Genomic DNA, 15736 nt, shown 5'->3' with positions numbered 1-15736 from the left:
TTTTGTACAACGAGAGACTTTCAAACTACCCAGAAGCTAAGCTTCAGGCGAGCTTTTTAAATGCTTGATCAACAGAATTTTCCATATCATCAGCAAGAAGATACGGACCTGCGGACAGCACTCCAATGCTCAGTATTCTAAAGCCACCTTTACCTTCTTCTGGGAGAACAAGCTCTGCACACCCATCTGTCCAGCGACTATCGGTATGTTCATAATCATTCCAACCGATCAGCGGAGTATCTTGTAGATGCACATTTAGGTTGCGTGTCTGCTTCACACTACCCAAATGCATATTCCCAATCAACACACCCAGATGGCGACGGTCATCCACAAAAGGACCGATAGTGTCAGATGGTCGCTGCGTTCTGGAAACAATATTCACCCGGGTAATTCTGGATGACAACATGAAGGTATATACATTGTCTTTGGCAGAAATTGGCCAAATATGTGCACCAGTTTCCGTTTCTAAATGAAGGCACGGATCATTCGTAAACGTCTGCTGCTTTGAAGGAAGGCTGTCACATCGTGAAACAACTTTATTATAGAGAGGTTCCACAACGTCCCGCGCCACGACAAGCGGTGCAGCTGCATCATTTTCCCAACTACGCTGCGTGTTGCGAATGACAGCAAGATTACCATCCTGACGGAATGTACGGCGATTTCCGGTATCCAGATAACTTTCTGTATAGATACCATCTACAGTAAGAACAGAATGTTCTTCTGTTTCCACATGATAGTAGTCATACGAAGAAATGTTTATGTCATAAATGATGCTTTGCCCATTTACCAACATACGTGCTGGAATGAACTTTCCATCAAAGAACAAGCAATGTTCTGGCGTGACCAACAGATCTTTATAAGGAACGCCATCTGCAATCGCATTTGCACAGACACGTACTGGATAACCAGCCAAGTCAACAGGCACACCCTGTTTTACCTGCTTATGCTTTCTTCCAACCCAAACAACAGGACGATTAACGTAAGTGTTCTTCTGCCAATCGTATGCGGTTACCAGATCGCCAACCTGCATTGTTTCAACAGCTCGTTCCCCATCAGGCGTGGCAACCATTGATCCGGCAAGGAAGCACACTTCATAAATAAGATCACCATTGCCGTCTGTTTCCAGACTGTAACCAAAATTTCCAACACCAATAATGTTCAACGTAACTTCTGACTTATCAGCCAGTGTGAAAGTTACATGATTAGCATCTGGGTAATCTACATGAACAATATCGGCTGCCTTCACACCAGCCAATGTAATCCCATCCGAATTACCTGCAGCCGTTCCAGAGAACCCACTGATAACGGTAGTTGGATTGCCTGTTCCCGAAATTACCAAACCGACATTGGTATTGCCCTGCAAGTCAACTGCGCCACCTGTGGCGGTGGTAATAGTTGCAAAACCACCATTGGCTAGCAACATAGTTCCAGAAAGAATGGAACCATCTAGCAGATTTGCAGAACCACCGGCAGAAACAGTTATGCCACTCAGCACAGCTCCGTTGCTGACATTGATGACGCCATACGAATTAACAACAGCATCTTCAATGAGCGCACCAGCATTGGCCTGCAATTCTGAGTGATTACCGCTTACAACGGCACCAGATACCAGGCTGCTGCTCACATCCATGATAGAGCCAGCATTAATATTGGCACCCAGCACTGTACCACCGCTGCTTACATGCCCAATACCACCAGAAATCAGATTTATAGCTGAAGCGTATCCGCTATTTTCAATATTTACGACAGCACCATTTTCTACCCAAGCGCTTATAAGATTACCATTATTATCTGTAATTGTGCCGCCTGATAGCGCACTCGTATAAACGGCCGAACCACCACTTTCCACAAGCATTTGGGAATTGCTTCCCGTCAGAATGGAAGAAGTTGCCGTGCCGCCATCAATATCCAGCAAACCACCATCTGCGATAGTAGTATTAACAGCACTGCCGCCAACATTCACAAGTTCGGTGCCACCAGATTCAATAGTTGTTTGTGATGTTAAACCACCACTATCAACAATTTCTGTGCCGCCACTTACAAGCACACCAATAGTTGTGCCACCAGATTCAACATGCTCAACACCAGCAACAGTACCGCCAGAAGCAACACCGCCGTGAAGGATATAAGCATTTGCTCCAGCATTAATGGTTGCGCCATTTGCTATTGCGCCACTTTGAGCCACCCAATTGGCATTAGATTGGACATTTCCTACCGCAATAGTTGTGCCGCCACTGCTATCTGCGGCAGAATAAAGATACCCGCCTACAATCTGAGTAGACCCAGCATCAAACAACCCATTTGTTGCTGTACCACCAGACAAAACAAGCTGGGTGCCATCAAATTTACCTCCAACAGCACTCCCGTTTCTGATCATTTCCGTCGAATCAAATGCGAAGGTTCCGCCAGAAATTGTACCGCCTGCAGGAAATGTTTGCCCTTTAGCCGTAAAATCACCCGCAGCGACCACGCCACCAGCAAGAACTGTCGGATCTATGACCGTCCCGTTCTGCGTGACTTCAATACCGCCACCAGATGACACAACAGCACCGCTTAAAGTCCCATTTCCAGCAGCAACGGCAGCACCTCCAGAAAGAAGATTGGCATTATTAATAACGCCACCATTAGAGGCTAACAAAACCCCCATATAATCTGCTGTTGCGGAAGTAATAGTATTCTGTGTTCCAAGAACTTGCAGATAAGCTGTACCGCCACTTACAGTACCTGATGCTGTTGCTCCATTGGAAAGCGTACCCCTATTCTGGGTATATGCCTTAAACCCTGAATTATAACTGCTATATAAAAGGCCATCTTGATCAGACATTTTCCTCTTACCCTTCTCTTAAAATTAATAAGAATCTCAATTTTTACTCTACATATTATGTTTGACGTTGATCAACTATTATTATTTGGTAAATACAAACTTTATAATCTTGTTTGATATTTTATGGTGAAATATTTTGGTATCTCAAGAACATATCGTCAGTTAGCTCGATGACAGCGGAGACGAGTTGCAATGCCTCTGATGTGCTTCAGTCTGGCGAAGAGTCGTTCGATGATGTTTCATTTTTTATAAATTAAACAACGAATTGTTCATGAATAGATACGGTTTTCTGTGGGGAATAACCCATGTGATCCGCCGGTTTTCAAATTTTTCATAGGTAAATCTGCATCATAAACCTAATCAGCGATGAAGACCTCGGGACAGCATAACTTCGGTAAACAGATGGTTATCCATAGCCGTTCCACCGACATGACCTTCGCGACTAGAGAGAATCTTTTTTACTCACCCCACTCCAGAAACAGGAAGAAAACGTCACAGATCAAACAGTCGATTAAAGATGATCAAACGCACCATATTCAGCAGAGCATAGATCCTAGCAAAGGCACACGCGCTTCGCGGAAAAACACACCTCTTCATGAATTTCCAAAAGGATTCTTATTGAGCGCTTACCCCTGACATATTTAATTTTGAATTGTTTTGTTTGAGATAACATTTTTTTGTTGTTAATTCTTTGAGTACATGTTTAATCCTAGAACAGGTCTTTTGGGAAAGGATATATTATGGCTAACACAACAGATACGTGGACTGGCGCCGCAGGAAACAGCAATTGGAATGATGCTAATAATTGGGATAATGGTGTTCCTACAGCATCATCAGATGTTGTCATTAATTCAGGCGTAATAGGTGATTCTCTCTCCATTACTCTGCCTAGTGGAGGGTCATCTACCATTGCGAGTTTAACGATTAATGGGGATGGGGATGTATCGCTAAATGGATCACGAAATGCCCAATATCGAAGAACAAATTTAATCGTAAATGGTGATGTTACAGTTCCTCCAGATGCTGTAACGACTGTTAATGGGACATATTTGATTTCTTCTGGAAATATTTCTGGTGGAACAATTTTGATTGCCCAAGGCACTACTCTTCAAGGCAATGTGTCTACACCCATCTCATTTTCACCAACAAACGATGGTGTATATGCGAACTCACTGTATCTAACAGGGCTGGATGCACCTTCAAGTGTTCTCAATTTTTCTAGTTATGATTCAATAACCTTTGGATCTCTTGTAAGTGATGAGAGCACCCAGCATAGTGTTTACATAAAAGATAATCCTGACAGCACAGGCTCTCTATTTGAAGTATATGATGAAACGGCAGATAAAGTTCTTATTCCTACGCTTACAATGGCACCAGGTGCGGATGTAACAAAAATCACTTGGCAAAGTGATGCTGGCACATTAAACTGCTTCCTTCCCGGAAGCATGATCCGCACATGTGATGGTGATGTGGCAGTTGAAAATATCCAGATTGGTGATGAAGTTATTACCTTTGACTGGAAAAATAACAAAAATATTGTACGTAAAGTTGTCTGGGTAGGCAAAGCCCGTGCTGTTGTACGGCCAGAACTTCATGATGACGAAGCGGGTTGGCCCGTTCGTATTCTAAAGGGAGCCATTGCCGACGGCGTGCCTTACAAGGATATGCTTATCACTCCGGAACATTGCCTGTTTTTGAAAGATAGATTTGTGCCAGCTCGTATGCTGGTAAACGGTGTATCGATTTTTTATGATAAATCCATCACCTCTTACGATTACTATCACGTGGAAACAGAACAGCATTCCGTAATCACCGCTGATGGGGCGCTCACAGAAAGCTATCTAGATACAGGAAATCGTTCTTCTTTTCGTCAGGAAGGTAAGGTCATTACCTTGTTTGGTTCGGTTAAAAACTGGGAAGATGATGCCTGTGCGCCTCTGGGTGTTGAGCGATCCTTTGTGGAGCCTCTCTATCATGCCATTGAACGCCGTGAAAATAGTATCATCGGTGCTCATACCTCAACAGAAGGTATGGAACTCACCCATGATCCAGACTTACACTTAGTAACAAACACAGGCACTATTGTATGGCCAATGCGCAAAACAGCGCATCAGTATAGCTTTATGCTACCATCTGATACACAATCAGTGCGTATTGTTTCTCGCGCCAGCCGTCCATCTGATGTGATTGGCCCATTTGTAGATGATCGCCGTTATATGGGTGTTGCTGTTACAGATGTGCGTTTACAGTGCGCCAACCAGCATTTCGATATCACGTCTCATCTTCAAGCCCAAAAGCCCGAAGGTTGGCATGATACCGATTGGACAGATTGTGCCTGGACGAATGGCAATGCCAAACTTCCTCTTGGTAATCATCTAGCCCGTGGTGAAATGGGTATTCTCTCCATAACACTGCGTGCGGCAGGCCCTTATCTGCTTCCATCAGAAACAGGTTCTGAGATGCAGAAACGTTCCGCTTAACGCCTTATGTGAAATAAAATATGAGAGGACTTTGTCTTTATTGAAAAAGTCCTCTTCTTTTTCCATTACAGGTTGTTTCGAAAAAATCTAAATTACCTAAAAATATAAGTTATACTAAAAAGTTTTTAGTATTTTTTTACGTTAAGGGCACTATTTTTCAAACACCCAAAAGGACGGTAGGCCGCCCTCCAGAAGTTTAAGCGGGACAATGATTAGCGAAAACATAACGCAGCCAATCACGTAGAAAAACCACGCAAGACCATTTAACATTCTCTTGCTGCTCAGGCATGTCATCAGTTTATTGAAGCCGTGCTGTATCATTATCGTGCAGGCATTCCCTAGGCTCCCCAATGATGTTGCTCTGCTGATCGTCCATGATTTGGATGCTGCGGCTGGACGACCGCTACGGCAGTTCAGGCCGCTGCCGCCGTATCCATTTCCGGCAGAGGTATCTCAGCCTGTCACTGATTGTTAGAGGCCTATTAAGACCTCTTTAAGAGGCATTAATAGGCGCGCACGTCGAGCCTAAGGCAGTATTTTTTGGGTTCCAAATTATGCGGCCCGCTACAGCCACGCGTAGATGACTGGCATGTTCTGAGCAGGATCGTTTATGTAATCCGTACAGGCTGGCTGTAAGGGGATATTTGGGCTTGCCACCCCGGATACACCCCTGTTACGTATTACGACACGTAATACGGAGCTAAGCCCATGGAAACTGTCGTCGTTCGCAAACAGGGTAATTCTGTCGGTGTTACCCTTCCAGCAGAAACACGTATCCGTCTTGGCCTGGAAGTCGGGCAGGAACTCACGCTGGTAGAAATGGCCGACGGAATCAAGCTCGTGAAGCGCAATCTTAAGCTTGAACGCCAGATGCAGATGGCGCGCGAGACGCTACGTGAGCAGGCTGACGTTCTTCAGGAACTGGCCAAGCGTTGATACCGGATCTGCCTGAGTTTCTGGAACCTGATGCGGTGCTGTTCATGCACGATCAGGCTCTGAAGGAATATGGTGGGACACATGGTCTCAAAAACGAGAACCTGCTGCACAGCGCGTTAGCTCGCGCCGAAAACCGATGGCACTATACTGAAGCGCCTAGACCGGACACCGCAACTCTGGCGGCTGCCTATGCTTATGGCATTGCGCGTAATGACCCCTTCAATGACGCCAACAAGCGGACAGCCTGGAGCTGCTGCGTTCTTTTCCTTCGGTTGAATGGAACCCGTGTGCAGGTTAGCGCCCCGGATGCCGTCGAGGCCGTGGTGGCTCTTGCGGCTGGCGCAATAGAGGAAGACGCGTTCGCGGCGTGGCTTCGGCAGCATTTTCAAAATCAGTGATTCATATATCTTCGACATCGGACTAGATTTTTTCATGAGCACGACACCCCGCACTGCTTCCCTGTCCTCCATGATTTGGCAGGTCGCCGATCTCCTGCGAGGCGATTTCAAACCAGCCGAATACGGTCGGGTCATCCTGCCCTTTACCGTTCTGCGCCGCCTTGATGCCGTTCTGGCTCCGACCCGTGACAAGGTGCTGAAGGAAAAGGAAAAGTGGGAGAGCAAAGGGATCGACCCAATGCCTTTCATGGAGAAAGCCGCAGGTCTGCGGTTCGTAAACACGTCTGACTTCACGCTGAAAGGCGTGCTGGGCGATCCGGATAACCTGACCGAGAACCTCTCAGCCTATATCAACGCTTTCTCTCCTGCCGCCCGTGACATCTTCGACCACTTCCGCTTTACCGAACAGACAGATCGGCTGGCCAAAGCCAATCTCCTCTATCTGGTGCTCGAAAAATTCATCAGCTTTGATCTCAGTGATAAAGCCGTTGATAACCACCAGATGGGGCAGGTGTTCGAGGAACTGATCCGTAAATTTTCGGAAGCCTCCAACGAGACCGCTGGTGAGCACTTCACCCCGCGCGAAGTCATCAAATTGATGGTGAACCTCATCTTTGCCGAGGATGATGGCCTGCTGACCCCCGGCAACGCCGCCGTCCGCACCATCTATGACCCCACCGCTGGCACCGGCGGCATGCTCTCTGTCGCGGAAGAGTTCCTGCTCGACCACAATCCGGATGCGCGCCTGACCATGTTCGGGCAGGAGCTGAACCCCGAATCTTATGCCATCTGTAAAGCTGACATGCTGATCCGTAATCAGGACGTCAGCAACATCCGCCTCGGCAACACACTGTCCGATGATGAGCTGGCAGACTACAAATTCGATTACATGCTCTCCAATCCGCCCTTTGGCGTGGAGTGGAAAAAGGTCGAGAAGGCCGTTCGGGCCGAGCATGAAAAGCTGGGTTATAACGGGCGCTTCGGCCCCGGCCTGCCGCGTATCTCGGACGGCTCCATGCTGTTCCTGCTCCACCTTGTCCACAAAATGCGCCCGACAAAGGACGGTGGTTCACGCTTCGGCATTGTGCTGAACGGCTCCCCCCTGTTCACGGGCGCAGCTGGTTCCGGTGAGTCCGAAATCCGGCGCTTCGTTCTGGAAGAAGATCTGGTCGAAGCCATTATCGCACTGCCGACCGATATGTTCTTCAACACTGGCATCGCCACCTATGTCTGGGTGCTAACCAACCGCAAGCCCAAGAACCGTAAGGGCAAGGTGCAGCTGATCGATGCCTCCTCCTTCTGGCAGAAAATGCGCAAAAGCCTCGGCTCCAAACGCAAGGAAATGGGAGAGGACGACATCACCCTCGTCACGCGCCTGTTCCGCGACGCGCAGGAGGCGCAGCTTGCCACCATCACCGGTGCGGATGGCACGCAGACACGCGCAGTCGTGATGCAGGGTGAAGCGCCACCGGAAGCGCCCGAAAGCGGCAAGGTGCGGCTCGCACCGTTGAGCCGCATCTTCAATAACAAGGATTTCGGTTATCAGACCATCACCGTGGAGCGCCCGCAACGCGATGAAGATGGCAACATCGTCCTCGGCCAGCGTGGTAAGATGAAGGGCAAGAAAATGCCCGATACCAGCTTGCGCGATACGGAAAACGTGCCGCTGAATGAGGACATTCACGCCTATTTCAAACGCGAAGTGCTGCCCCATGCCCCAGATGCGTGGATTGATGAGGACAAGACAAAGATCGGCTACGAAATTCCGTTCAATCGGTATTTCTATGTGTTCGAGCCCCCACGCCCACTTGCGGAGATTGATGCGGAGTTGAAAAAGGTAACCGCGAAAATCATGGCGATGCTTGGGGAGCTTTCGGTATGAGTTTCCCGAAGTATCCGGCTTATAAGGACAGTGGGATTGAGTGGATTGGGGAGATTCCGGTTGGTTGGGACGTCCTACCACTCAAGCGAATATTTTCTTTAAAAAACGGAGCAACTCCAAAGTCCGGTCAGAGTGATTTCTGGGACGGTGAAATTACGTGGATAACCCCTGCAGATTTAAATTCTGAACGACCCGAGATTATCACCCACTCAAAAAGAACTATTTCTGTAAAAGGCGCTGAAAGCTGCGCCGTCAGTATTGTTCCTAAAGGTAGTATTATTATTTCAACACGAGCGCCGATAGGAAGTATCGGACTCGCTGGGACCGATCTATGTACAAATCAGGGCTGTCGTTCCCTTGTTCCTGACAAAGGAGTGTCGTCCAAGTTTTTCCTCTATTTTTTTTATTCAGCAGTGTCTGAATTGCAAATTCTTGGGAAAGGTACAACTTTTCTCGAATTATCTTCGGATAATCTAGCATCATTTCTATTATGCTTTCCACCACTCCCCGAACAGCAGGCAATAGCCAGCTTTCTGGATCGTGAGTGCGGAAAGATTGATGCCCTGATTGCCGAACAGCAACGGCTGATTGCCCTCCTAGCAGAAAAGCGGCAAGCCGTCATCTCCCATGCCGTCACAAAGGGCCTAAACCCCAACGCCCCTATGAAGGACTCTGGCATCCCGTGGATCGGGATGGTGCCGGAAGGGTGGGAAGTTGTGACAGCAGGCCGTGTGGTGAGAGTCATATCCGGTTTTGCGTTTCCATCTGACAAGTTTTTAAAATATGGCGAGGGCGTGCCTCTACTTCGTGGTGTTAATGTCGGAGTTGGAAAATTACGTTGGGACGATGTAGTATATTGGAAACGTCAAATTGACGATGGACTTGATATTTATGAATTAAAAGAAGGTGATATTGTAATTGGCATGGATCGCCCATGGATTTCTTCAGGTCTAAGAATTTCAAAAATATATAAGAAAGACTTACCGTGTTTGCTTTTACAGCGGGTAGGGTTATTGCGATTAAAAAAATATTTAAATAGTTCTTTTCTAATGTACCAATATTCATTGCCAAATTTTATGCATTTTCTTGCTCCGGAAATGACAGGAGTTAGCGTTCCTCATATCAGTCCTTCGCAAATCGCATCTTTTCCCATTTGCCTTCCTTCTCGCAAAATTCAAGATGAAATTGTTACATATCTAGCTAGAGCGATTACCGAATTTGAAAGCCTTATTTTAACAGCGACTAACGCTATTACCCTGCTCAAAGAACGCCGCGCCGCCCTTATCTCCGCTGCCGTAACCGGCAAGATTGACGTTCGCGCCCAGAACAAGGCCCTCGCAGCATGATCGACACCAAAGGCCGTTCTCTGGAGCTTTTTTATATTGATGGTCATCCAGATGGGATGATCACCGCTGAACTTTTCAACTGGACGGGGCATGTCTTCGTCACGCCTCGCACGCGCCTGACGGAGGCGCTCAAACGGGAGGAAGCTGGTTACGCTGGGGTTTACCTGCTGCTGGGTGAGAAAGAAGGAGAAGACTTCGCCTATATTGGGGAGGCCGAAGATCTTGGTGTCAGGCTCAAGCAGCACGCGGCGGCAAGTGATAAGGACTGGTGGGAAACAGCCGTTCTGGTATCGGCCAGCGCTAACCGGCTCAACAAGGCGCATGTAAAGTATCTGGAAGCGCGGCTTATCGCTATGGCGCGGGAGATCGGACATACACCGCTACACAACGGCAACTCCCCAAAGCTGCCGGGTCTGACGGAAGCGGATATCGCCAAAATGGAAGCGTTTCTTGCCAGTCTGATGGTGGTTTTGCCTGCTATTCGGGTAGATATGTTCATTCAGCGTAGCCGTCCGGCGGGCTCAACGACTTCTGCTGTCACCAGACAAGCAATCGCGGTAAATGAACAAAGCTCAGATTTAGAGCCAGAGTTCATTCTCAAATATCCGAAATATGAAATCGAGGCGCATGCTGTCTTACAGGATGGCGAATTTATCGTTCTAACCGGTTCTCGTCTCTACCCGTGTTGGCAAGGGAAGGAAGGAACGAGCTATCACCCACTACGTGATGAACTGGAGAGAGGCGGTGTTATAAGATCTGAGGGTCAGTCCGCTGTATTTGTGAAAGATTATGCTTTTTCCAGCCCAAGTGCGGCTGCCGCAATCATCTATGGACGTCCCGCGAATGGCCCGGACAAGTGGCATCAGGTCCACTCTGGGATCACTTATAAAGAATGGGAAAATCGTCAGCTTGATGCTCTTCCCACAGAGGATGCAGCTGAATGACCGATCTTCACAAGGAGCACCATCTAGAATCCGAAATCTGCGATTACCTTGGGCGCTCCGGCTGGATTTACGAAGACAGTTCGGCGGCCCGATATGACGTGGGGCTGGCGTTGTTCCCTGAAGACCTGCTGGCATGGGTGCGCGAATGCGAGCCCGAGGCGTGGGAGACGCTGGAGAAAACGCATGGCAGCTCGGCGGACGCCGTGTTGTGCCAGCGGGTGCGGGATGCGCTGAACACACGGGGCGCGCTGGTTGTTCTGCGGGACGGGCTGGACATTATCGGACTGACAAAAACACTAAAAATCTGTCAGTTCCGTCCGGCTCTAACGATGAACCCGCATTTGCAGCATCGTTATGACGCCAATCGCCTGCGCGTTGTACGACAGGTGCGTTATTCGTCCAGTAACGGCAATGAGCTGGATCTGGTGCTGTTTCTGAATGGCGTTCCGGTTGCGACCGCCGAACTGAAATCAAACTACACGCAGTCAGTTCAGGATGCGGTGGAACAGTACTGCTCAGACCGCCTACCAAAACCGCCGGGAAAGCCTGCGGAGCCTCTGCTTTCGGTACCTGGTGGCGCGGTCGTGCATTTTGCTGTCAGCAACAGCGATGTGATGATGTGCACGCATCTGGATGGCGCGCACAGCCGTTTTCTGCCATTCAATCAGGGGAACGCTGGCGGTGCGGGCAATCCCGGCACTACGGCGTATCTGTGGCAGGAGGTCTGGCAGCCGGACTCATGGCTGGATATTCTGGGCCGCTACGTCATTCCGGTGAAGAAAAAAGGGAAGATCGCGGGCTGGATCTTTCCGCGCTATCATCAGCTTGCCGCCACACGGCTGCTGGTTTCCACTATTCTGGAGGAAGGACCGGGGCAGCGTTACTTGATCCAGCACTCTGCCGGGTCAGGCAAGACAAACTCCATCGCATGGACGGCACATTTTCTGTCCGACCTGCATGACGCTCATAATCACAAGCTGTTCGATACGGTCATCGTGGTGTCAGACCGTACCGTGCTGGATCGGCAGCTTTCGGAAACCATTGAGAGCTTCGAGCGCACGCGTGGGGTGGTGGCGTCGATCTCTGGCAACGGGGGCAGCAAGAGCCAAGAACTTGCGGCGGCCCTGCATACCGGCAAGAAAATCATCATCTGCACGATTCAAACCTTTCCATTCGCTCTGGAAGAAATCCGTCAACTTGCGGCGACTGAGGGCAAGCATTTCGTCGTGATCGCTGATGAAGCTCATTCCTCCCAGACCGGCACTTCGGCCAGTAAACTCAAGGCTGCTCTTTCCGCCGGTGAACTGGCGGAGCTTGCAGACGGTGGGGAGATCAGCACGGAAGACCTGCTGGCGGCGGAAATGGCGCAGAGGACGGCAGCAGACGCTGGCATTTCCTTCATTGCGTTCACGGCTACGCCAAAGGCCAAAACGCTGGAACTGTTCGGGCGCTTGCCGCATCCGGATCAGCCCAAGAGCAAAAACAATAAGCCTGAGGCGTTCCATGTCTATTCCATGCGGCAGGCTATCGAAGAAGGCTTCATCCTCGATGTATTGCAGAATTACGTGTCCTGGAAACAGGCATTTCGCCTGAGCCAGAACGGGCAGATTCTGGATGACACAGAAGTCGAGGCTTCGGAGGCAAAGAAAGCGCTGATGAAGTGGGTACGCCTGCATCCCACCAACATCGCCGCGCGCGTGCAGATTGTGGTGGAGCACTTCCGCCAAAATGTGCAGCCTCTCCTTGGCGGCAAGGCACGCGCTATGGTCGTGACGGCCAGCCGCAAGGAGGCCGTGCGCTGGAAACTGGCTATGGATCGCTATGTGAAGGAAAAGCATTATCCCTTCGGGCTTCTCGCAGCATTCTCGGGTGAAGTGGATGACCCGGAAAGTGGTCCGGAGCCCTTTACGGAAAGCAATATCAACCCGGCACTCAAAGGGCGCGACCTGAGGGAAGTCTTTGCCGAAGATCCGTGGCGGATTCTGATCGTGGCGAACAAGTTCCAGACGGGTTTTGATCAGCCTTTGCTATGCGGCATGTATGTGGATCGTAAGCTCGGCGGGATTCAGGCCGTCCAGACGCTTTCACGCTTAAACCGTTGCTATCCGGGCAAGAATATGACCTTCGTTGTCGACTTCGAGAACGATCCCGAAGACATCCTCAAGGCGTTCCAGCAATATTACACGAAGGCCGAACTGGCGGATCTCAGTGACCCGAACTGCGTGGTGAACCTGCGCCACAAGCTGGATGATACCGGGCTGTATGATCAGCCTGAAGTGGATCGGGTGGCTCATATCCTCGCAAACCCCAAAGCGTCACAGCAGCAGCTTGATGCGGCCATTGTGCCGGTCAGTTCCCGTGTGCTGGGCCGCTATCGTGAGGCGCGGAAAATCATTCAGGACGAACCCGAAAGCTCACAGGAGCGGAAGGAAGCAAAGGAGCGGATTGACGGACTGGTTCAGTTCCGGAGTGATCTGGCATCTTACGTGCGGATGTACGAGTTTTTCAGTCAGATGCTGAACTATGGCAATCCGGATTATGAAAAGCTTTACCTGTTCGCAAAAATGCTGTGGCCTCTGCTGAAGTTCGACCGTGAGCGTGAAACCATTGATACGACGACTTTGCGTTTGACGCATCACCGTATGAAAGACCTTGGCAAGCAGAAGCTTGGACTGAAGAACGAAACCGGTGATGGGCTGGAACCGATAAAGGAAGCCGGTTCGGGACAACCGCAGGACAAAGTGAAGGTGCAGCTTTCCCGCATCATTGACGCGATCAATGATCTGTTCCAGGGCGATCTGACAGATGGTGACAAGGTGGCGTTTGTCACTGGGCTGGAAACCAAGTTGGCAGAATCAGAAAAATTGCGGGAGCAGGCAAAGGCGAACACAAAAGATCAGTTCGCCAACTCACCTGATCTTCAGGAAGAAGGGCTGAACGCGACCATTGAGCTGATGGAAGCTCATGAAAAAATGGGCAAACAGTTGCTGAACGATAACTCGCTGTTGCGTGCTGTTATTGCCGCCATCGTAAAGCAGGGCGGGCTATGGGAGGGATTTCAAGGGTAAAGCTGGTCGGAAAATTTGAGGTGGCTCATCTTGAATGTGGGTGAATGGCTCTGAGTCTTGCTGTCTCCACAAAACCCGGGGCAATTCACTTTACTTCTGAGTGGTACGGATCTGGCACGAGTATAGACACCGAATAATGGTAATTAATGCCACTATAGAATATGATTTTTCAGGGAGAGTTATGCTCAAAATCCGCAGAAAACTGCCGGGCAACAGATGGTGGGCGCAACAGGGATTGAACCTGTGACCCCTACCATGTCAAGATTGAGTTCTATATCTAATTATAGCAGTTTACTGCGGTATAATGGGTATTTATTATTTTAATTAGCCAGTTAGTAACCATTAACCGTCCCCTTGTACCCCTCCCCAATCCGTACTATGCTCATGGGGCTGCGGCAGCGTGGATGGACATGCGTGAGGTTTAAAATTAGCCTTAAAGGTGGCAATGCTATGACAAGAGTATTTAAACCGGAATGGCGCAAGCGCATTCCCGCAATTTGTACGGGATGCAATCTGGAATTCTCTGCTGTAGAAGCGGAGGTAAAGCGTGGAAATGGACGGTTTTGCTCACGCCAGTGTCAACGATCTTTTCAGGCGCGCTGCAATGCAGAGGCCATGAGGACTGGTGAAAGCCGTCAAGAGAGATCGATGAGATGGCGAAAATCGGTTTCACCAGAGGTCCATGCTGCGCACGATGCTGTAGAAACAGCTCTAGGAAATGGATCATTGGTGCGTCAACCCTGTGAGTTGTGTGGAGCGGAACGTGTCGATGCTCACCATGATGACTATTCGCAGCCACTTCAGGTTCGCTGGCTATGTCGCGGGCACCATCTTGCGCACCATCGAGCTAAATCTAATTAATTTCAAGCCCGGCCCGCAGCACAAATGCCTTGTCGTCTAATCGGTAGGACAGCGGATTTTGATTCCGCCAATCTAGGTTCGAACCCTAGCAAGGCAGCCAGTTTCAGGTTCCAGCCGTCAAGTAATCCTTGATAGCTGGCGGGTGCCAGACCCGAACCGCTCTGGGCGATAGAAACGCCCCATCGGTAATCTGGTAGTCGTCAGGTGCACATGGCGCATAAATCATTGCTGGGATCGCGTAGCCGGGGCGGAAACGCAGCGCCGGAAAAACTACGGGCTACCTTCGGGGCGCAGGCAATGTAGAGGGGATTGGACGGTGCGGCATAAACTGCATGGCATACCCCGCAGTCGGTGGAAGCCCGTCACTTTCTCCCCCAAAAGTCAGCCCGCACCACCAGCAACCGCCAGCCCACAGCCAGCGCGATAGTGGCGAGGAAAACTCCCCCGCCACCAACAATCATCCCGCATTCAAAATCTGGCGTCATGCGGACTGGATAGCCGCATTATCGGCCTTGCACTTGGCAAAAATGGCTTCAATATCTGCTACAGTTGGGCCAGTCTTGCTCTTGGACTGCTCAATGGCCTCTTTCACCGTCTCGTAAACTTCTGGCCCGTATTTTTCGGCCAGACCAGCTACGGTACCAACTACGCCCAAGATGGCGCTGATTTCTGTTGCGTTCATGGTTAGTGTTTCCCTTCGTATAGTCGCTGTTTCAGCAGGTAGCCTTCAAAGGCCCAGATCTTCTGGCGTGCATTTTCCAGCGCGATATTGCGTCCAATTTCTTCATCGAAATTTTCAGGAGATGCGCAGGCGCTTTCTCCGGTTACGGTAAACCCGTTCGTCAATGTCAGAACACAAATTGTCAAAACACCACATTTAGGGCGCAGGAACTCAATATCTTTAATTGTGTTGTTGATGTGATTTGGAGTAATGCGCGGTGCGTTTAGCCCCTTCGCTTGGATTTCCTGCTCAATTTTTTCTTCTGTTGCGTTCATG

The 15736-nt window shown here is 49.7% G+C and carries 11 protein-coding genes and 1 tRNA gene; 8 read left to right on the top strand and 4 right to left on the bottom strand.

The window, feature by feature from the left end:
- Positions 1-43: 43 nt before the first annotated feature.
- A complete protein-coding gene (locus WG31_RS02115) occupies positions 44-2824 on the bottom strand; it encodes a Hint domain-containing protein (protein ID WP_063353496.1) in 2781 nt (926 codons plus the stop codon).
- 740 nt (positions 2825-3564) lie between these two features.
- Here WG31_RS02115 and WG31_RS02110 point away from each other — a divergent pair.
- The 8 genes from WG31_RS02110 (at position 3565) to WG31_RS02070 (ending at position 14839) form a co-directional block, all read left to right on the top strand.
- A complete protein-coding gene (locus WG31_RS02110) occupies positions 3565-5304 on the top strand; it encodes a Hint domain-containing protein (RefSeq protein ID WP_063353495.1) in 1740 nt (579 codons plus the stop codon).
- A 708-nt stretch (positions 5305-6012) separates the two neighbouring features.
- On the top strand, positions 6013-6240 hold the full coding sequence (locus tag WG31_RS02105) for an AbrB/MazE/SpoVT family DNA-binding domain-containing protein (protein ID WP_035382081.1): 228 nt from the start codon (positions 6013-6015) through the stop codon (positions 6238-6240).
- Positions 6240-6638, top strand: coding sequence for a type II toxin-antitoxin system death-on-curing family toxin (locus WG31_RS02100; RefSeq protein ID WP_082823227.1), 399 nt, complete (start codon positions 6240-6242; stop codon positions 6636-6638). The genes WG31_RS02105 and WG31_RS02100 overlap by 1 nt, the downstream gene beginning before the upstream one ends.
- Positions 6639-6672: 34 nt before the next feature.
- The gene (locus tag WG31_RS02095) at positions 6673-8520 is read left to right on the top strand and encodes a type I restriction-modification system subunit M (RefSeq protein WP_245191539.1); all 1848 of its coding nucleotides are present in this window, start codon (positions 6673-6675) and stop codon (positions 8518-8520) included.
- Positions 8517-9866 carry a restriction endonuclease subunit S gene (locus WG31_RS02090; RefSeq protein WP_063353493.1) on the top strand — a complete coding sequence of 450 codons (1350 nt, stop codon included), beginning with the start codon at positions 8517-8519 and terminating at the stop codon, positions 9864-9866. The genes WG31_RS02095 and WG31_RS02090 overlap by 4 nt, the downstream gene beginning before the upstream one ends.
- Positions 9863-10810, top strand: a complete 948-nt coding sequence (locus tag WG31_RS02085; protein WP_035351277.1) for a GIY-YIG nuclease family protein — start codon at positions 9863-9865, stop codon at positions 10808-10810. Before WG31_RS02090 ends, WG31_RS02085 begins: the two co-directional genes overlap by 4 nt.
- A complete protein-coding gene (locus tag WG31_RS02080; protein WP_063353492.1) occupies positions 10807-13878 on the top strand; it encodes a type I restriction endonuclease subunit R in 3072 nt (1023 codons plus the stop codon). Before WG31_RS02085 ends, WG31_RS02080 begins: the two co-directional genes overlap by 4 nt.
- Positions 13879-14764: 886 nt before the next feature.
- A tRNA-Gln gene (locus tag WG31_RS02070) sits at positions 14765-14839 on the top strand.
- A gap of 262 nt (positions 14840-15101) precedes the next feature.
- Here WG31_RS02070 and WG31_RS16165 read toward each other — a convergent pair.
- The 3 genes from WG31_RS16165 to WG31_RS02060 are packed head-to-tail and all read right to left on the bottom strand — an operon-like array spanning position 15102 to position 15735.
- Complete coding sequence (locus WG31_RS16165) at positions 15102-15224, bottom strand: KH domain-containing protein (RefSeq protein WP_280790761.1); 123 nt, start codon at positions 15222-15224, stop codon at positions 15102-15104.
- The gene (locus WG31_RS02065) at positions 15221-15421 is read right to left on the bottom strand and encodes a hypothetical protein (RefSeq protein WP_035350917.1); all 201 of its coding nucleotides are present in this window, start codon (positions 15419-15421) and stop codon (positions 15221-15223) included. The genes WG31_RS16165 and WG31_RS02065 overlap by 4 nt, the downstream gene beginning before the upstream one ends.
- Before the next feature lie 2 nt (positions 15422-15423).
- Positions 15424-15735, bottom strand: a complete 312-nt coding sequence (locus WG31_RS02060) for a Gp49 family protein (protein ID WP_063353490.1) — start codon at positions 15733-15735, stop codon at positions 15424-15426.
- Between the last annotated feature and the right edge of the window lies 1 nt (position 15736).

The sequence above is a fragment of the Acetobacter oryzifermentans genome (assembly GCF_001628715.1).
GTDB classification, from domain to species: Bacteria; Pseudomonadota; Alphaproteobacteria; order Acetobacterales; family Acetobacteraceae; genus Acetobacter; species Acetobacter oryzifermentans.
This window is presented reverse-complemented; position numbering and strand designations above follow the sequence as displayed.